The sequence below is a fragment of the Bradyrhizobium sp. WBOS07 genome (assembly GCF_024585165.1).
GTDB classification, from domain to species: Bacteria; Pseudomonadota; Alphaproteobacteria; order Rhizobiales; family Xanthobacteraceae; genus Bradyrhizobium; species Bradyrhizobium japonicum_B.
This window is the reverse complement of sequence record NZ_CP029008.1, coordinates 4,561,210-4,578,937: the sequence shown is the minus strand read 5'-3', so window position 1 is coordinate 4,578,937 and position 17,728 is coordinate 4,561,210. Positions and strand designations below refer to the sequence as shown.

The 17,728-nt window shown below is 65.6% G+C and carries 18 protein-coding genes; 9 read left to right on the top strand and 9 right to left on the bottom strand.

Annotated features, from left to right (window positions below):
* Window positions 1-37: 37 nt before the first annotated feature.
* Both DCM79_RS21830 and DCM79_RS21825 read left to right on the top strand, forming a co-directional pair.
* A complete protein-coding gene (locus DCM79_RS21830) occupies window positions 38-916 on the top strand; it encodes an MJ0042-type zinc finger domain-containing protein (protein WP_257176287.1) in 879 nt (292 codons plus the stop codon).
* Window positions 917-960: 44 nt separating this feature from the next.
* The gene (locus DCM79_RS21825; RefSeq protein WP_194405855.1) at window positions 961-1,335 is read left to right on the top strand and encodes a response regulator; all 375 of its coding nucleotides are present in this window, start codon (window positions 961-963) and stop codon (window positions 1,333-1,335) included.
* Window positions 1,336-1,486: 151 nt separating this feature from the next.
* On the opposite strand, the gene DCM79_RS21820 is transcribed toward DCM79_RS21825, so the two are convergent.
* Window positions 1,487-2,629 (bottom strand): DUF4175 family protein, encoded by a 1,143-nt coding sequence (locus DCM79_RS21820; RefSeq protein ID WP_257176286.1) that lies wholly within the window; start codon window positions 2,627-2,629, stop codon window positions 1,487-1,489.
* A complete protein-coding gene (locus tag DCM79_RS21815) occupies window positions 2,617-4,566 on the bottom strand; it encodes a TIGR02302 family protein (protein ID WP_257176285.1) in 1,950 nt (649 codons plus the stop codon). Before DCM79_RS21815 ends, DCM79_RS21820 begins: the two co-directional genes overlap by 13 nt.
* Window positions 4,567-4,743: 177 nt before the next feature.
* On the opposite strand from DCM79_RS21815, the gene DCM79_RS21810 reads away from it, so the two are divergent.
* Entirely contained in the window at window positions 4,744-5,127 is a 384-nt protein-coding gene (locus tag DCM79_RS21810) for a carboxymuconolactone decarboxylase family protein (protein WP_091891246.1), read from the top strand.
* 114 nt (window positions 5,128-5,241) lie between these two features.
* Window positions 5,242-6,138: an NAD(P)-dependent oxidoreductase gene (locus DCM79_RS21805; RefSeq protein WP_257176284.1), complete on the top strand. Its 897-nt coding sequence runs from the start codon at window positions 5,242-5,244 to the stop codon at window positions 6,136-6,138.
* Between the two features lie 212 nt (window positions 6,139-6,350).
* On the opposite strand, the gene lysA is transcribed toward DCM79_RS21805, so the two are convergent.
* The 3 genes from lysA to argH all read right to left on the bottom strand — a co-directional run bounded on the left by lysA (window position 6,351) and on the right by argH (window position 9,421).
* Window positions 6,351-7,616 (bottom strand): diaminopimelate decarboxylase, encoded by a 1,266-nt coding sequence (gene lysA, locus DCM79_RS21800; protein WP_257176283.1) that lies wholly within the window; start codon window positions 7,614-7,616, stop codon window positions 6,351-6,353.
* Window positions 7,617-7,639: 23 nt separating this feature from the next.
* Complete coding sequence (locus DCM79_RS21795) at window positions 7,640-7,930, bottom strand: lipoprotein (RefSeq protein ID WP_257176282.1); 291 nt, start codon at window positions 7,928-7,930, stop codon at window positions 7,640-7,642.
* 87 nt (window positions 7,931-8,017) lie between these two features.
* Window positions 8,018-9,421: an argininosuccinate lyase gene (argH, locus tag DCM79_RS21790; protein WP_257176281.1), complete on the bottom strand. Its 1,404-nt coding sequence runs from the start codon at window positions 9,419-9,421 to the stop codon at window positions 8,018-8,020.
* A gap of 101 nt (window positions 9,422-9,522) precedes the next feature.
* On the opposite strand from argH, the gene DCM79_RS21785 reads away from it, so the two are divergent.
* Complete coding sequence (locus DCM79_RS21785) at window positions 9,523-10,188, top strand: TlpA disulfide reductase family protein (protein WP_257176280.1); 666 nt, start codon at window positions 9,523-9,525, stop codon at window positions 10,186-10,188.
* Window positions 10,189-10,193: 5 nt separating this feature from the next.
* Here DCM79_RS21785 and DCM79_RS21780 read toward each other — a convergent pair whose 3' ends face one another.
* Together DCM79_RS21780 and DCM79_RS21775 are read right to left on the bottom strand one after the other, a co-directional pair.
* The gene (locus tag DCM79_RS21780; protein ID WP_142250949.1) at window positions 10,194-10,388 is read right to left on the bottom strand and encodes a hypothetical protein; all 195 of its coding nucleotides are present in this window, start codon (window positions 10,386-10,388) and stop codon (window positions 10,194-10,196) included.
* Between the two features lie 429 nt (window positions 10,389-10,817).
* On the bottom strand, window positions 10,818-11,453 hold the full coding sequence (locus DCM79_RS21775; protein ID WP_257176279.1) for a pyridoxamine 5'-phosphate oxidase family protein: 636 nt from the start codon (window positions 11,451-11,453) through the stop codon (window positions 10,818-10,820).
* Between the two features lie 121 nt (window positions 11,454-11,574).
* Here DCM79_RS21775 and DCM79_RS21770 point away from each other — a divergent pair, with 121 nt between their 5' ends.
* Entirely contained in the window at window positions 11,575-12,459 is an 885-nt protein-coding gene (locus DCM79_RS21770; RefSeq protein ID WP_257176278.1) for a LysR family transcriptional regulator, read from the top strand.
* Window positions 12,460-12,602: 143 nt separating this feature from the next.
* Here the strand turns inward: DCM79_RS21770 and DCM79_RS21765 are convergent, their stop codons facing one another.
* Window positions 12,603-13,022 carry a PaaI family thioesterase gene (locus tag DCM79_RS21765; protein ID WP_257176277.1) on the bottom strand — a complete coding sequence of 140 codons (420 nt, stop codon included), beginning with the start codon at window positions 13,020-13,022 and terminating at the stop codon, window positions 12,603-12,605.
* A 219-nt stretch (window positions 13,023-13,241) separates the two neighbouring features.
* A complete protein-coding gene (gene pobA, locus DCM79_RS21760) occupies window positions 13,242-14,411 on the bottom strand; it encodes a 4-hydroxybenzoate 3-monooxygenase (RefSeq protein ID WP_257176276.1) in 1,170 nt (389 codons plus the stop codon).
* A 252-nt stretch (window positions 14,412-14,663) separates the two neighbouring features.
* Between pobA and DCM79_RS21755 the strand changes: the two genes are divergently transcribed.
* The 3 genes from DCM79_RS21755 (at window position 14,664) to DCM79_RS21745 (ending at window position 17,719) form a co-directional block, all read left to right on the top strand.
* The gene (locus DCM79_RS21755) at window positions 14,664-15,680 is read left to right on the top strand and encodes a TRAP transporter substrate-binding protein (RefSeq protein ID WP_257176275.1); all 1,017 of its coding nucleotides are present in this window, start codon (window positions 14,664-14,666) and stop codon (window positions 15,678-15,680) included.
* A gap of 207 nt (window positions 15,681-15,887) precedes the next feature.
* The gene (locus DCM79_RS21750; protein ID WP_257176274.1) at window positions 15,888-16,397 is read left to right on the top strand and encodes a TRAP transporter small permease; all 510 of its coding nucleotides are present in this window, start codon (window positions 15,888-15,890) and stop codon (window positions 16,395-16,397) included.
* Between the two features lie 2 nt (window positions 16,398-16,399).
* Entirely contained in the window at window positions 16,400-17,719 is a 1,320-nt protein-coding gene (locus DCM79_RS21745; protein ID WP_257176273.1) for a TRAP transporter large permease, read from the top strand.
* Window positions 17,720-17,728: the final 9 nt, after the last annotated feature.

The window sequence follows — 17,728 nt, the reverse complement described above, 5'->3', positions numbered from 1 at the left end:
CCTCGCTCAATCCTGGTTCATGCATCAAGGCTCGTCCATGCATATCGTCTGCCCCCATTGTATGACATCCTACGCCATCAAGCTCGCGAGCCTTGGGGCGAACGGACGGGCGGTCCGCTGTTCCCGCTGCAAGGAGACCTGGATCGCCCATGCCGAGGATGCCATCGAGGAGGCGTCCGTCCCGGCCATGGCGGCAGCCAGCCAGGCTGATGACCAGTCCGACCTCGCCGAGCAGTGGAATTCCTATGCCACGGACGACAGCGCCACCGATGCGCCTGTCGTCGACAGCCCCTCGATCGCCAGTGACTGGCCCGAGGAAGAAGCCAAGGAAACCGAGGACGAGTGGTCGGCGGCGGCCCGCGAGGCCGAGCAAGAGGTCGCCGGCGCGCAGCACCATTCCTGGTTCCGCGGCCTGTTCCGCCGCCGCGGTGCGCGGGTCAGCCGCCCCGCGGCCACTGCTGCGCCGCGAAAATCCTATTTCGGCCTGCCGACCGCCTGTGCCGCCATGGGCGCGCTGGTGCTGGCGCTGGTGATCTGGCGCGGCGACATGGTGCGGCTGCTGCCGCAGACGGCGGCATTCTACAAGCTGGTCGGGCTCGAGGTGAACCTGCGGGGCCTCGCCTTCAAGGACGTAAAGCTGTCCAGCGAGACCGTGGACGGTAAGCAGGTGTTGGTGATCGAGGGCATGATCGTCGGCGAGGGCAAGAAGCCGCTCGACATCCCGCGGCTGCGCTTTGCCGTGCGCGACGCCCAGGGAGCGGAGATCTACGCCTGGAATACGGTGCTGGAGCAGACCGTGCTGCGGCCCGGCGAGCGCGCCTTCTTCCGCTCGCGGCTCGCCTCGCCGCCGCCGGAGGGCCGCAATATCGACGTCCGCTTCTTCAACCGGCGCGACATTGCCGGCGGCAGCGTATAATCAGCCTCGCAAGCCCGCGCGGAGTTGATCCCAAGGTTCCTCTCATGCCGAAAATCCTGATCGCCGACGACGAGGATTCGATGCGCACGCTGGTGGCGCGCGCCATTGCCATGGACGGCCACGAGACCGTCACCGCGCAAGACGGCGCCGAGGCGCTGGAGATCCTGAGCCGCGAGGACGGCGCCTTCGACCTGTTGCTCACCGACATCCAGATGCCCGTCATGGACGGCATCGCGCTGGCGCTGTCCGCCGCGCGCGACTTTCCCGATCTGACCATCTTGCTGATGACCGGCTTTGCCGACCAGCGCGAGCGCGCCTCGAACCTCAACGCGCTGGTGCACGACGTCGTGACAAAGCCGTTCTCGGTCGCCGACATCCGCACCGCCGTGGCGGACGCACTGGCGGCGAAGAAGGGGTGAGGCGACGCTGCGCCCTCCGCGCTGCTGTCATGCCCCGGCTTGACCGGGGCATCCAGTACGCTGCAGCGGATGTGGTAAGAGGCAAGCCCTTCGACGCTTGGCTCTGGAATACTGGATCGCCCGCCTGCGCGGGCGATGACAGTGGCTGGCGTCAAAAATCCTTCAGCAGACGCTCGATGTAATCGAGCTCGATCTGCGGGCGCGAGCTGTCCCCTAAGCGGCGGCGGAGCTCTTCGAGGATGCGCCGGACGCGCTGGGCGTCGATCTCGCCGGGGATCTTGACGGTGTAGTCGTCGCTGAGATCGCGGCCGTGAAGCGGGCGTCCCAGCGGATCGGTCTGATTGCCGCCGCTCTGCTGGCGGCCGGCCCGATTGCCGGGACCATCGCCCTGCCCGTCGCCGTCGCCCTGCTGCATCGCTTCGGCCATCTTCTGCGCGCCCTTGCGCATCGCCTCGAGGGCCTTGCCCTGCGAGTCCACGGCACCGTCGGCATTGCCCTCGCCGAGCTTCGAGCCGGCATCGCCCATGGCGCCGTCGGCGGCGTCGAGGCTGCCGTCGTCATCGCCCTGATCGCCGTCCTGATCGCCGCTCTGACCGGGGTCGCCCTGCTGGCCTTTCTGACCCTGCTGCCCCTTCTGGCCCTTTTGTCCCTTCTGCGTCAGGCCGCGCTTGGCCAGCTCGTCCTGCAGCTTCTTCAGACGGTCGCGCAGCGACTGCTGATCCTGCTGGAGGTCCGACATCGACTGATCGCCCTGCTTGCCGCGCGAGCGGTCACGCCGGGAATCCTGGCCCTGCTTGAACGTCTTGTCGCGCAATTGCTGCTGCTTGCGGATCATGTCGCTGAGCTCGTTGAGCGCCTGCTCCATCTCGCTCTCGCCGGATTGCCCCGGCTGCGCCATCTGGAGATTTTCCATGATCTGCGCGAGCTGCTCGAGCAAGCGCTGCGCCGCCTCCTTATTGCCCTCGCGCGCCGCCTTCTCGATCTGCCGCAGCAGGTCGTCGAGATCGCGTTGCGTCAGGACGTTGCGATCGCGACTGGAGGATTGGCTCCGCTCCGTGGCCCGCTTGTATTCCTCGAGCTTCTGAATGGCGTCGGACTGATTGCCCAGGCTCTTGCCGGATTCCTTCTGCCTGAGGCTGTCGCCGGACTCCTGCATCGCCTTTTCGGCGCTGTCGAGCAGGGCATCGGGGTCCTGGTCCTGCTGGGCCACGACGGGGTTCACGCTCCCCAACAGGAAGGCGAGGCAGGCGATGGACATCGCCCGCAAGACTGGCACGCGTGCTAGCTTCCGCATTTCCGGTCCCGCGTAAACTGGTTGGTCCTGTCGTCCCCCGCCTTGTTGGCACGGCTGTTGGCCGACTTCCGATAGGCCTGAAGCTGCTCGCGCAAGGTGTCCTGCTGCTGCGCCAGGTCTGCAAGCTGCTCGGGCGTCGCATTCTGGGTCTTCTGTCGCAGCTCGATCGCCTTGTCGAGGATGAGCTGGACCTCGGCGGGGAACGGCTGCCGCGCACCGAGCGGATTCTGTTCGGCGCGCCGTGCGAGATCGCGCACCTTGCCGGCCATGGCCTCGCGCAGCTTCTGCGTCAGCACCCTGATCTCGTCCTCGCTGGCACCGCGGTCCAGCGCCGCCTTGAGCGCATCCTGCGCCGAGCGCAGCGCGGCGTTGACGCTGCCGGCGACACCGTCGTCCTCGATGGTGACCGCGAAGGCCCACATGCTCGCCACGACGTTGCGCAGGGCATCGTCGGTGCGGGCGGCCTCGAGCTGGGTCGCGAGGCTGCGCAGGCCGAGATAGCAGCCGGCGTCCGGCGTGAACAATTCGGGCGCGATCAACAGGGCGTCAAGCGCGGTGTAGACGTCCGAATTCCTGTTGGCGTCGAGCGCGAGGATGCGGCGCTGCTCGATCAGCGCGCGCGCCAGCGAGTTGGTGAAGAGACGCTCGGGCAGGCGCATGTTGAACGGTTCGCTTCTGGCCTCGTTGCCGGCCTCGTCCTTGGCGGTGAGCGTCAGGGTGACGTCGGCGCCGGCATAGGGATCCTCGCTGAGGTCCTTCACCGTCTGGCCGACACCGTTGCGGGTGCGCGCGTTCGGCAGCACGAGCGGGAATTGCGGCGGCTGGAACAGCGGCCGCGGCGCGGCCTTGCTGTCGGACTCCTTGCTGCCATCCTTGGCGGTATTTTTGGCGTCGTCGGGGCGCAAGCCGATCTGCGCCTCCGCGCCGGTCACGCCGAAATCGTCCTCGATCTTGTAGGAGAGCTGAAGCCCGCCGCGCGCCTGGCGCTCGGGATCCTTGGCGAGCGCGATCGTCGGCGCACGGTCCGGCGTGGCCGCGAACGCCCATTGCGGCTGGCCGGAGGGCGCGCGCACATGCGCGGTGCCGTCGGCGCTGATGGTGAAATGCTTCTCGTTGGTCCCCTTGGGCGCGGCTTCCGCAGGGGCGACCTCCTTGAGGCCGCCGGAGACGGTGACGTCCAGACTGCCGCCGGAGGAGCGCACGATCAGGGTCGAGCCGGCGGGAACGGCAAGCGGACCGGAGGCGGGCAGCGCCGCGGCCTCCTTGTTGGCGGTCGACAGGATCACCGGCGGCTTGCCGGTGTAGAGCGGCGGCGTCACCCAGGCGTCGACGCGAACATTGGCGGGCGCCAGCACGCCATTCCAGTCGAAGGCGGCGCCGAGCCGCATCGCGCGCTCGTCGCCGGCGGCGAAGAAGGTCGCGACCAGCATCACCATGACCAGCGCGCGCAGCGCCCAGGGATCATGCAGCGCGAGCCGCGGATGCGGCAGACCGGCGCGGATCCGCTTGATCGAGGCCAGCGTGCGTTCACGCTGCACCTGCCACAGCGCCTGTGCGACCGGATCCTGCGAGGACAGCGTGTCCGTCAGCGTCGTGGCCGGGCGGTGACGGATACCGGAGCCACGGTCGAGCCGGCTCAATGCCTCCTCGCGGCTCGGCCAGCGGAAGCGAATCAGGGGCAACAGCACCGCAATCGCAATGCCGCCGAAAACGACGAGACCGATGGCACGGGCGATGAAGGGCAACGCGAGCCAGAGGCCGGCCCAGGACACCACCAGGAACAGGCCGACGACGGTCAGAAGCCGCGCCAGATGTGGCCAGGCACGCTCCCACGCGATGGCATAGAGGGCCCGGTCGAGGGCCTGCGCCAGCTTCAGCCGCGACAGAGCATCACTGTTGCGGATCGGGTCTGACGGGTCGGGGGTGACGCCGTTCAATCAACTCTCCAGGTTGCCCGGTAGAGAGAAGCCTATCACAACGGCAGCACTGAGGCATCCGTTCCGGTACGGGAGATACCCCTTTTCCCGCATAACACGAGGACGTGACTGGCCCGGCCCAACCCCGTAATTTCCGCGCGCCACCTCAGGGAACGCAAGGAAAGCGAGGGAAACGCCATGGACAAGAAGATGCACGACAAGGGCCTGGAAGTCCGCAAAGCGGTACTGGGCGAGGCCTATGTCAACAACGCCCTGAAGAACGTCGACGATTTCAACCGTCCGTTCCAGGAGATGCTGAACGAATATTGCTGGGGCACGGTGTGGGGCCGCGAGGAGCTGCCGCGCAAGACCCGCAGCATGCTCAACATCGCCATGATCGCGATCCTCAACCGCCAGCACGAATTCCGCGCCCATCTGAAGGGCGCGCTGACCAACGGCGTCACCCGCGAGGAGATCCGCGAGATCCTGATGCAGGTCGCGATCTATGGCGGCATGCCCGCCGCGGTCGACAGCTTCCGCATCGCGCGCGAGGTGTTTTCGGAGATCGACGGCAAGGCGTGAGATGCAGCGCCAATCTCCGCTGTCGTTCCGGGCGCGCGAAGCCGAACCCTGGGACGACGGCGGGGATGGAACGAGCACTTTCCCGACACCAAAAAAGAAGAAAAAGGAAACACCATGGACATCGGATTCATCGGCCTCGGAAACATGGGTTTCCCGATGGCGCGGCGGCTGATCGAGGCGGGGCACAGGCTCGTCGTGTTCGACACGCGCAAGGAGGTCACGAGCAAGCTCGTGGCCCTCGGCGCGACGGCCGCGACATCGCCGAAGGATGTCGCCGACCAGGTCGAGACCGTGATGGCGAGCCTGCCCTCGCTGCAGGCTTCCCTCGAGGTTGCGACGGGCGCGAACGGCGTGATCGAGGGCAGCCGGGCAAGACGCTTCGTCGACCTCTCCACCGTCGGCTCGGCGATGGCCGTGAAGATTCACGGCCTGCTCGCCAAGCGCAACATCGTGCAGATCGACTGCCCCGTCTCCGGCGGCGTCGGCGGCGCCGAGAAGGGCACGCTGGCGGTGATGGTATCAGGGCCGAAAGCGGAGTTCGACCTGCTCAAGCCCGTCCTCGACGCGATCGGAAAAGTGTTCTTCATCGGCGAGAAGCCGGGGTCGGCACAGACCATGAAGCTCGCCAACAATTTGCTGTCGGCCACAGCGATCGTGGCGACGTCGGAGGCCGTGGTGATGGGCGTCAAGGCCGGGCTCGACCCCGCCGTGATGATCGACGTCATCAATGCCGGCTCGGGCATGAACACCGCGAGCCGCGACAAGTTTCCGCGCTCGGTGCTGCCGCGCAGCTTCGATTTCGGCTTCGCCACGGGACTGATGGTGAAGGACGTCCGGCTGGCGCTGGAGGAGATGAAGCAGCTCGGCCTGTCGATGGAGGTCGCCGACGCGGTCGGGCGGTTGTGGGAAACCGTGATCGCGGCGGAAGGCGCCGAGTCCGATTTCACCGCGGCGATCAAGCCGATCGAGACGAAGGCGGGGGTTATCGTTGGTGGGAAGAAGAGTGGATAGGTGGAGAAGTAGCGCCGCGCGCTCCGCTCGTCGTCCCGGGGCGGGCAAAGCGCGAACCCGGGATCCATAACCACAGGAAGATGTTTGGCGAGACTCGGAGTGACCAACTGCGCGCGACAAACGCGCCCTGTGGTTATGGATCCCCGCGTTCGCGGGGATGACACCGAACTTGTTCAGCCAGCGTCGCGTCTCACGGTCAGGCTACGACACGATCACAGCCACGGCGCCGGCTTGTCCATCGCAATGAGCTGCTCGACCTCGATGCGCGGGCGCACCACGGCGTATTGATCGTCCTTCACCAGCACCTCCGGCACCAGCGGCCGGGTGTTGTAGGTGCCGGCCTGCACCGCGCCATAGGCACCTGCGGTCATGATGGCGAGGAGATCGCCGGGCGCGGGCGTCGGCAGCGTGCGGTCGAGCGCGAGATAGTCGCCGGTCTCGCAGACCGGGCCGACGACGTCGGCGATCATGGTGGCGGCGCCGCTGGCGGGCTGCTTCACCGGCAGGATGTCGTGATGGGCTTCGTACAGCGTCGGGCGAATGAGGTCGTTCATCGCAGCGTCGATGATGACGAAATTCTTGCCGTCGCCGTGCTTCACATAGATCACCCTGGCGACCAGGATGCCGGCATTGCCGACGATCATGCGGCCCGGCTCGAACATCAGCGTGCAGCCGAGATTGTGGCTGACCCGCTTGACCATGGCGGCATAGGCGGCCGGCTCCGGCGGCGCCTCGCGGCTCATGTCGTAGGGAATGCCGAGGCCGCCGCCGAAATCGACATGGGAGATGTCGTGGCCGTCGGCGCGCAGCGTCTGCACGAACTCGGAGAGGATGCGGAACGCAGTCTCCATGCCGGAGAGGTCGGTGATCTGGCTGCCGATATGCACGTCGGTCCCGGTCACCTCGATGCCCGGCAGCTTGGCGGCGCGGGCATAGACCTCGCGGGCATGCACGATCGGGATGCCGAACTTGTTCTCGGACTTGCCGGTGGAGATCTTGGCGTGGGTGCCGGCATCGACATCGGGATTGACGCGGAGCGATATCCGCGCGGTCTTGCCCATCTCGGTCGCAAGCCGCGACAGCAGCTCCAGCTCGGGCTCGGATTCGACGTTGAGGCAGAGGATGTCGGCGGCGAGCGCGGCGCGGAGCTCCGTTTCGGTCTTGCCAACGCCGGAGAACACGATCTTGCTGGCGGGAATGCCGGCGGCCAGCGCGCGCTTCAACTCACCACCCGAGACCACGTCGGCGCCGGCCCCGAGCTTGGCCAGCGTGCGCAGCACCGACTGGTTCGAGTTCGCCTTCATGGCGTAGCAGACCAGCACCTTCTCGCCGGCGAAGGCATCCGCGAAGACGCGATAGTGCCGCTCCAGCGTCGCGGTCGAATAGCAATAGAACGGCGTGCCGACGCTCGCGGCCAGCTCGGACAGGTTCACCGCCTCGGCGTGCAGCACGCCGTTGCGGTAGTCGAAATGGTTCATGGCTTAGGCTCGGTTGTCCCGGCTCATCTCTTGCCGGGAGGTTCGTCCAAGAGCGGGTCGAGAATAAACGGTTTCTTCCGGCCCTTGCCCGCCGCGGGCGCGGCATCCGCACCGGAGGTGGGGTTGAACACGCTCGGCGTCCTCTGCGCTTCGGTCTCGGTATCAACCGGCGCGGCACCGCCGACCGTGGACGCATTGGCGGTCGGCGGCAGATCGAGCGGTCCCTTGCGGCCGCAGCCGGCAAGCGCGAGCGCCGTCAGGCTCAAGACAATGATGGCCCACCCCGAACCGGCCGGGCGAAACTTTGACGTCACGACGAAATCCCCACTACGTGGGCCGCACCATACAGAGATTGGCGCACTCTGGCGAGAGCCGGATGACCATGAAACATCAGCGAAATTTTACCCTCGGCCCGATTTTCGCTCTTTTTCCAGCCGCTTCGCCCAGGCCTTGGCCTGGGACGCCACGTTCTTCGGCGCGGTGCCGCCGAAGCTGGTGCGGCTCTTCACCGACGATTCGACCGAGAGCACGCCGAACACGTCCTTGGTGATCTCAGGCTCGATCGCCTGCATCTCGCTCAGCGACAGCTCGTGCAGCGCCACGCCGCCCTCGGCTGCCTTGGCGACGATGCGACCGGTGACGTGATGGGCCTCGCGGAACGGCATCTTCAGCGTCCGCACCAGCCAGTCGGCGAGATCGGTCGCGGTGGCATAGCCCTCGCCGGCAGCAGCCTTCATCTTGGCTTCGTCGGGAACGAGGTCGCGGACCATGCCGGTCATGGCGCGGATCGCCAGCGACAGCGCGGCAAAGCCCTCCATGGCCCCCTGCTTGTCCTCCTGCATGTCCTTTTGATAGGCGAGCGGCAGGCCCTTCATCACGATCAGGAGGCCGTTGAGCGCGCCGATGACGCGGCCGGTCTTGGCACGCACGAGCTCAGCGGCATCCGGATTGCGCTTCTGCGGCATGATCGAGGATCCGGTGGTGAACTTGTCGCTGAGCCTGACAAGGCCGACCAGCGGCGAGGTCCAGATCACGATCTCCTCGGCAAAGCGCGACATGTGCACGGCGCAGATCGAGGCCGCCGACAGCGTCTCCAGCACGAAGTCGCGGTCGGAGACGGCATCGAGCGAGTTCGCCATCGGGCGGTCGAAGGCAAGCGCCTTCGCGGTGGCGTGGCGGTCGATCGGGAACGAGGTGCCGGCCAGCGCGGCTGCGCCGAGCGGGGATTCGTTGAGCCGCTTGCGCGCATCCTGGAACCGGCCGCGATCGCGCGCGGCCATCTCGACATAAGCGAGCAGATGATGGCCAAACGTCACCGGCTGTGCGGTCTGCAGATGCGTGAAGCCGGGCATCACGGTTGCGGCGTGCTCCAGCGCACGCTCGACCAGCGCCTGCTGGAACGCCGCGAGCGCCGCATCAGTCTCGTCGACGATGTCGCGGACATAGAGACGGAAGTCGGTCGCGACCTGGTCGTTGCGCGAGCGCGCGGTGTGCAGCCGGCCGGCGGCGGGGCCGATCAGCTCGGACAGGCGGCTCTCGACATTCATATGGATGTCCTCGAGCGCGCGCTTGAACTCGAAGCCGCCCTTGCCGATCTCTGACAAAATCGTGTCTAGACCCTTGCCGATATTTTTCGCATCAGAACCCGTGATGATGCCTTGGCTGGCGAGCATCGCAGCGTGGGCCTTGGATGCGGCAATGTCCTGGGCGTAGAGGTGACGATCGACGTCGATGGAGACGTTGATCTCTTCCATGATCTCGTCGGGACGTTCCGAGAACCGGCCGCCCCACATCTTGTTGCTCATGATCCCCTGCTCACGCCTTGATTTGCCGCACGTTTGCCGGCCGCCGCCAGCCGTATTAAGAGGCCCCTGATAGCCATATCTGCGACCGGATGACAAACGATATGCTCGACCAGAAGCCCTCCGCCACGCGCCGGGTCCCCCTCGTGATCGCCATCGTGGCGATCGGGGGCCTGGCCGGCTTTGCCGCGCTATATGGGCTCGGCCTCGGCCGCTCGCCCGCAGGCAATCCGACCTGTCGGCCGGCGGTGGCGACGGCGCAGAAAATCGCCCCGCTCGCCCATGGCGAGGTGGCGGCGCTGGCCATGGCGAGCGCGCCGCTGAAGCTGCCCGACCTCGCTTTCGAGGACGCCGATGGCAAGCCTAAGAAGCTGTCAGACTTCCGCGGCAAGACGCTGCTGGTGAACCTCTGGGCGACCTGGTGTGTGCCGTGCCGGAAGGAAATGCCGGCGCTGGACGAGCTGCAGGGCAAGCTGTCGGGCCCGAATTTCGAGGTGGTGGCGATCAATATCGACACCCGCGACCCCGAGAAGCCGAAAAACTTCCTGAAAGAGGCCAACCTGGTCAGGCTCAGCTATTTTAGCGATCAGAAAGCCAAGGTTTTTCAGGATCTTAAGGCGATAGGCCGGGCCCTAGGCATGCCGACCTCGGTGCTGGTCGATCCGCAGGGCTGCGAGATCGCGACGATCGCGGGGCCGGCGGAATGGGCGAGCGAGGACGCGCTCAAGCTGATCCGGGCGGCGACGGGCAAGGCCGCCGCAGCGCTCTGACTATATCAGGCAGTGACGTTGAGATTGCCGCCGACGCCAGGGCCGACATTGGCAAGCGAGGGCTGGCCGGCCCCGAGCAGCGTCAGGACGGTGGATTTCTCCATATCCGCGTTCTGTTTGCTGAGCGTCGCCGCAATATTCGACTGCAGCGCGCCTTGCTGAGCGGCCAGCATGGTGCTGACCATTGCCATCATGTCCATTACGCGAACCCTCGTACTGGCCGTAACCTAGGCGCGAGAGGTTAATGGGACATGAAATGACACGGATGGAGTGAAGTAGCCGTGTCCCGGACAAGGTGCGACACGAAGTGACGCACCGCAGAGCCGGGACCCATGCTTCAGGGGCTGTAGGACCTCCTAGCCTTGGTCAAGAGCTTTCGTGCCTTGGTGAACCAGGGTAGCGCGGTGCTCACCGCAGTCCAGGACGCTTCGCGCCGGCTACGCCGGTGCCGATGGCATCCTGGACAGCGGCTGTGGCGTCTTCGACGTCGTGTTCAGAACCCAAACGATTGCAACCGTCGACATCCGACCTCTCGACGGGAGCCCAGAAAGTGTCCACGATGTCTCCGAACACCCGTCCACCATCTCCCCGGTCTGAACAGGGGGAGAGGGTGCACTACGCATGCTGCCTTAGCTTTCGTTAGGGGTGAGCCCGCCTTTGCCTTTCAACGCCGCCAGCTCTTCCTCGAGCTCTGCGATCCTCGCATCTCGCGCCGCGAGCGCGGCCGCGACATCCGCCGCATCGAACTTCTGCGGGATGTGCTGCGGGCAATTGGTGTCCCAAGCCGCGATCTTGAACAAGATCACCTGCTCCGGCCGGGCGCGGTAACCCTTCGGCATCAGCGAGGCCGTCAGCGCCTCGTCGTCCTCGACGACGTGCGCCTCGCCCCAGATCTTCACGCGGCGGCGATGGGCGTAGTCCATCACGAAGATGTAGGCCTTGGGATTCTCCGAGAGGTTTCCCTGCGTGATGTATTGCCGGTTGCCGGCGTAGTCGGCGAAGGCCAGCGTCTGCTTGTCCAAGACCTTCAGGAATCCCTTCGGGCCGCCGCGGTGCTGGATATAGGGCTGGCCGTCGGCCGATGCGGTGGCGAAATAGAAGCTGCCGGCGTCAGCGAGGAACGCGGCGAAGTTCTCGTCGACCTCGGTGCGCCATCCTCGCTGCTCGGCATGGGCATAGCCCTCGCGCGATCCCTTTCGGGTCTGGATCGATTTCACCGCCGGCGAGAAAGCGACGTCGCTGGCATAGGGGTGGGTTGCCGTCATCGGGATAACTCCTGGATTTCCGGCGCATGGATGCGTCTGTCACGGGCTAAAATGGAGCCTCCAGAGGCTAAAACAATCGAACGGCTTGACACTTCATCATTGCGATATATGCAATAATGCGATGGACCGCCTCGAAGCCATGCATGTCTTCGTCACCGTCGCCGATCTGCGCGGCTTTGCGCCGGCGGCGCGCAAGCTGCGGCTGTCGCCCTCGGCGGTGACGCGGCTGATCGCGGCGCTGGAGGAGCACCTCGGCGCGCGGCTGCTGCAACGAACCACGCGGCAGGTGACGCTGACCGATGTCGGCACGCGCTATCTGGAGCGGGCGCGGCGGATCCTCGCCGATGTCGAGGAGGCCGACGGCTCCGCGCGGGAGGAGCGCAACCGGCCGAGCGGGCGGCTGGTGGTCTCGGCCCCGGTCGGCTTCGGCCGGCTGCATGTCGGGCCGGTCATGACCGCCTATCTCAAGCGCTATCCCGAGGTCGCCTGCGAATTGCGGCTCTCCGACCATCTCGTCAACCTGGTCGAGGACGCGGTCGACGCCGCGGTGCGGATCGGCCACCTCGCCGATTCCTCGCTGGTGGCGCGCCAGGTCGGCGAGATGCGGCGGATCGTGGTGGCCGCGCCGGCCTATCTCAAGCGCCATGGCGAGCCGAGGACGCCGGAGGCGCTGCGCGGGCATCAGACCATCCAGTTCGGCCCGTCCGCGAGCTGGCATTTCATGCAGGACGGCCGCGACATCGAGGTGACGGTCGCGCCGCGCTTCACCAGCAACAGCGCCGACGCCGCCCTGCAATATGCCGAGGCCGGCGGCGGCGTGACACGGGTGCTGGCCTATCAGGCCGCCGAAGGGCTGAAGCGCGGGCGGCTGAAGATCGTGCTGGCGAAATACGAGCAGCCGGCGTTGCCAATCCACATCGTCTACCCGACCTCGCGCCTGCTCTCAGCCAAGGTGCGCGCGTTCATCGATCTCGTGGTGGAGACGGCGGAATGGAGGTTTGGGTAGGTCTCGTGTCCCGGACGCGGTGCGGCGCGAAGTGCCGCTCCGCAGAGCCGGGATCCAGAAAGCAGTACGGTCCCATGCGAGTATGGGTCCCGGCTCTGCGCAGCAGCGTTGCACGCTGCAGCGCGTCCGGGACACGGAGAGTATCACCCCTTCTTCGGCACCACGCGGAACGTCCCGCTCGCCCGCGCGATCACGGCATCGTCGGCTTTCGCCAGACATTGCGCGAAACAGATCGTGGTTCCGGTCTTGATCGCCTCGCCCTCGACCGCGAGCCATTGACCGATCTCGGCGGCCCCGGCATAGTCGACCGACAGCGAGATGGTGACCAACGAGGTCGACCAGCCCGTCGCCTGGGCACAGCTATAGCCCATGGCGGCATCGGCCAGCGCAGCAATCAACCCGCCATGGATCAGCCCGCGTGCGTTGGTGTGCGGCGTCGCCAGCCGCAATCCCACGGTGACGCCTTTCTCGGTCTTCTTGGAGTAGAGCGGCTCCCAGGGATCGGTGAGCGGCGCCTTGCGGAAATGCGGCTCGAAGCCGGCGGGAATGTCGGTGAGGGTCATGGCTGTCTCGCGCTATCGTGTCACCGGCATTGAACACGACGGACGCGACGGGCGCATCAATTACAAAGTTTCAAACGGGATTTGCGCGCGTGTTTGAAACGCGCGAGGGCACAGATCGCGTAGGGTGGGCAAAGGCGCGTAGCGCCGTGCCCACGATCTCTGCACGATTGAGAAAGATGGTGGGCACGCTCACGATTTGCCCACCCTACGGCACGGTCCTTAAAACGGCAGCCCCACGTAATTCTCCGAGAGCGACGTCATCGCCGCCTGCGACTGCGTGACGTAGTCGAGCTCGGCGAGCTGGATGCGCGCGCCGATGCTGCCGGTGTCGGGGAATTTGTGCAGCATCGAGGTCATCCACCAGGAGAAGCGCACGGCTTTCCAGACCCGGGCCAGCGCCTTGCCGGAATAGGCGTCGATGCCGGCGCTGGACTTCTCGTCGTAGAATTCGCGCAGCGCGCCCGCCAGATAATGCGCGTCGCTGGCGGCGAGGTTGAGGCCCTTGGCCCCGGTCGGCGGCACGATGTGAGCGGCATCGCCGCACAGGAACATCCTGCCGAAGCGCATCGGCTCGGCGACGAAGCTGCGTAACGGCGCGATGCTCTTCTCGATCGAGGGGCCCGTGACGAGGCTGTCGGCCGCCTCCTGATCGAGCCGGCGCTTCAATTCGTCCCAGAAGCGGTCGTCCGGCCATTGGTCGACATGGTCGTCGAGCGAACATTGCACATAATAGCGGCTGCGTTTGGTCGAGCGCATCGTGCAGAGCGCAAAGCCGCGGGCGTGATTGGAATAGATCAGCTCGTGGCTGACCGGCGGCGTGTCCGAGAGAATACCGAGCCAGCCGAACGGATAGACCCGCTCGAACTCCTCGATCGCAGAGGCCGGAACACTGGCCCGGCTGACGCCGTGGAAACCGTCGCAGCCGGCGATGAAGTCGCAATCAAGCGTGTGGGTGACGCCGTCCTTGACGTAAGTTACGCGCGGGTGACTGCCGTCGAAATCGTGCACCTGGACGTCCTTGGCCTCGTAGACCGAGACGAGACCGGTGGTCTTGCGCGCATTCATCAGATCGAGCGTGACCTCGGTCTGCCCGTAGATCATGACCGTCTTGCCGGTCGCACCCTTCATGTCGATACGATGACGGCGCCCGGAAAATGCGAGCTCGATGCCTTCGTGCACCAGACCCTCGGCATGCGCCCGGGTGCCCGCGCCGACCTGGTCGAGCAGCGCGACGGTTCCCTCCTCCAGCAGGCCTGCGCGGATACGGCCGAGCACGTAGTCCGGGCTCTGCCGCTCCAGAATGACATTATCGATGCCGTAAGCGTGCAGCAGTTGCCCAAGCAACAATCCGGCCGGCCCGGCCCCGATGATTGCGACCTTTGTCCGCAATACTTGCTCCTCCCGATCCTGTAGGTTTTCGTGGCGGCCTGCTTGTCGCTTCAAGACGCTCAGGATAATTATACCATATAATCGTTGGGCAAAAGGGGAGCGCGGTCGCCGCGAAGGCGACAAGTCCATGCAACAGGGCTGACGGTGGATGCGCGCCAATTCCGGCTTGAACCCGTCCGCCATCTAGATAACATGTTAATTAATCAGACCGGGCCGTCGAAGCCCGCCGTCGACAACAGGGAGAGACGCGTGATGAGAAGAGCCTGTCTGGCATTGCTGCTGGCCGCGAGCGTGACGCCTGCCTTGGCGCAGGACAAGACCTTCGATCTGAAGATCTCGCACTGGGTACCGGCTTCGCATCCGCTGCAGAAGTCGCTGGAAGACTGGGCAGCCGCGGTCGAGAAGGATTCCGGCGGTACCATCAAGGGCAAGGTGTTTCCGGCCCAGCAGCTCGGCAAGGCGTTCGACCATTACGACATGGCGCGCGACGGCATCGCCGACGTCACCTACGTCAATCCCGGCTATCAGCCCGGCCGCTTCCCGATCATCGGCGCCGGCGAGCTGCCGTTCCTGATTTCGGACGCCAAGGGCGGCTCGATGGGCCTGGACGCCTGGTATCGCAAACATGCCGAGAAGGAGATGAAGGACGTCAAATACTGCCTCGCCTTCGTCCACTCGCCCTCGTCGTTCCATTCCAAGACCAAGAAGATCGTGATGCCCGAAGACGTGAAGGGCATGAAGATCCGCCCGGCGCACGCCACCATGGCGAACTTCGTCACCTCGCTCGGCGGCACCAACGTGCAATCCTCGGCGCCGGAAGTGCGCGACATCATCGAGCGCGGCGTCGCCGACGGCGTCACCTTCCCCTGGGGCTCGCTGGTGCTGTTCGGCATCGACAAGGTGACCAAGTACGACATGGAGGCGCCGCTCTACACCACGACCTTCGTGTTCGTGATCAACAAGGACAAGTACAACGCGATGTCCGACAAGCAGAAGGCCGCGATCGACAAGAACTGCTCGGTCGAGATGGCGGGCGTGGTCGGCGAGCACTGGGGCAAGTTCGAGGATGCCGGCATCGCCAAGGTGAAGGCGGAATCCAGCCACGAGGTCTACAAGCTGACGGCGGAGCAGACCGCCGCCTGGAAGAAGGCCGCCGAGCCCTTGGTGAAGACCTGGAGCGACGGCGCCAAGAAAGCCGGCGCCGATCCGGATGCCGCGCTCACGGACCTCAAGGCCTCGCTGAAGAAGTACAACGCACTGGCGGAGTGACGCCAGCGGCCGATCAGACGCTTGCTGCACCTCTCCCGCTCGCAGGAGAGGTCGCGCCGAAGGCGCGGGTGAGGGCTCTCTCCTCTTGGGGGCTCTCGATTGCAGAAGCACCCTCTCCCCAACCCTCCCCCGCAAGCGGGGGAGGGAGCGCACCTCCCTCGCGGAAAACCTGAACCGGCTTCGCTGGACTGGATAGGATTCTTCCTCATGAAGCGCTCCTGGATGGATCGCGTGATCGACTCGATCGAATGGATCGCGGCCGGCTTCGTCGGCATCGTCGCGCTCGACATCTTCCTGTCGGTGCTGCTGCGCAACACGCTGAACTATTCGATTCCCGACAGCTTCGACATCGGCCGCATGCTGCTCGGCATCCTCATCTTCTGGGGCATCGCCGCGACCTCCTATCGCGGCACCCACATCACCGTGGACCTGATCTGGGCCAATGTCGGGCCGCGCTACCAGCGCATGATCGACGTGTTCGCGACGCTGGTATTGCTGTTCGTCGTGACGGTGCAGACCTGGACGCTGTTCGACAAGGTCCGGCTGACCTACAACGACAATGTCCAGACCTTCGACCTGCACATGCCGACCTGGCCATTCTTCCTCGTCGCCTGGATCGGCGACGTCTGCGCCGTGCTGCTGATCGCGATCCGCACGTACCGGCTGATCTTTCACCCCGAAGACATGCAAGAACCGAAGATCAAGGTGACGGAGTGACCATGAGTACCGACGCCGTCGCCGTCATCGGCTTCGTATCCCTGTTCGCCCTGATGCTGCTGCGCGTGCCTGTCGGCATGGCGATGGGCCTCGTCGGCGTGACCGGCTTCAGCTACCTCGTCGGTTCGACGCCGGCCCTGAAGATGGTGGGCCAGGTCACCATGCGGACGGTGACCGATTACACCTTCGGCGTGATCCCGATGTTCCTGCTGATGGGCTCATTCGTCAGCAATTCCGGCATGAGCCGCGAGCTGTTCCGCGCCGCCAACGGCTTTGTCGGCCATTTGCGCGGCGGGCTCGGCATCGCCACCGTCGGCGCCTGCGGCGGCTTTGCCGCGATCTGCGGCTCCTCGGTCGCGACCGCCGCGACCTTCTCCGCCGTCGCCTATCCCGAGATGCGCCGGTTCGGCTATCCGCAATCCTTCGCCACCGGCGTGATCGCGGCCGGCGGCACGCTGGGCGCAATGCTGCCGCCGTCCACCGTGCTCGCGGTCTACGGCATCATCACCGAGCAGGACATCGGAAAGCTGTTCATCGCCGGCATCATTCCCGGCCTTCTGGCGATGACCATGTACATGATCACGATCTTCCTGATCGGCTATTTCCGTCCCGATTTCCTGCCCAAGGGCAAGGCGACGTCGTGGCGCGAACGCTTCGCCGGGCTGAAGGACATCTGGGCGCCGGTGCTGCTGTTCATATTCGTGATCGGCGGCCTCTACGGCCTGCCCTTCCTGCCGCGCTTCACCCCGACGGAAGCCGGCGGCGTCGGCGCCACCGGCGCCTTCATCATCGGCGTCCTGACCGGACGTCTCGATCGCGAGAAGGTGCTGGCCTCTCTGCTGCAGGCCACCCGCACCGCGGCCGCGGTGTTCACCGTGCTGATCGGCGCCCTGATCTTCGGCTATTTCCTGACGATGACGCAGACGCCGCAGAAGGTCACGGAATTCCTCACCGGCCTCGGCCTCGGCCCCTACGGCGTGCTGGCGCTGATCATGGTGATGTATCTCGTGCTCGGCTGCTTGATGGACGCCATGGCGATGATCATCCTGACCGTGCCGATCATCTTCCCCGTCATCATGCATCTCGGCTTCGACCCGATCTGGTTCGGCGTCATCATCGTGATGACCGTCGAGCTCGGCCTGATCCATCCACCGGTCGGCATGAACGTCTTCGTCATAAAGAGCGTGGTGAAGGACGTCTCCTTCACCACCATCTTCAGGGGCGTGATCCCATTCGTGGCAACCGACCTCATCCGCCTCGTGATCCTGATCGCCTTCCCACTGCTGGCGACCTGGCTGCCGACGCGGATGATGGCGAATTGAGAGGTGACG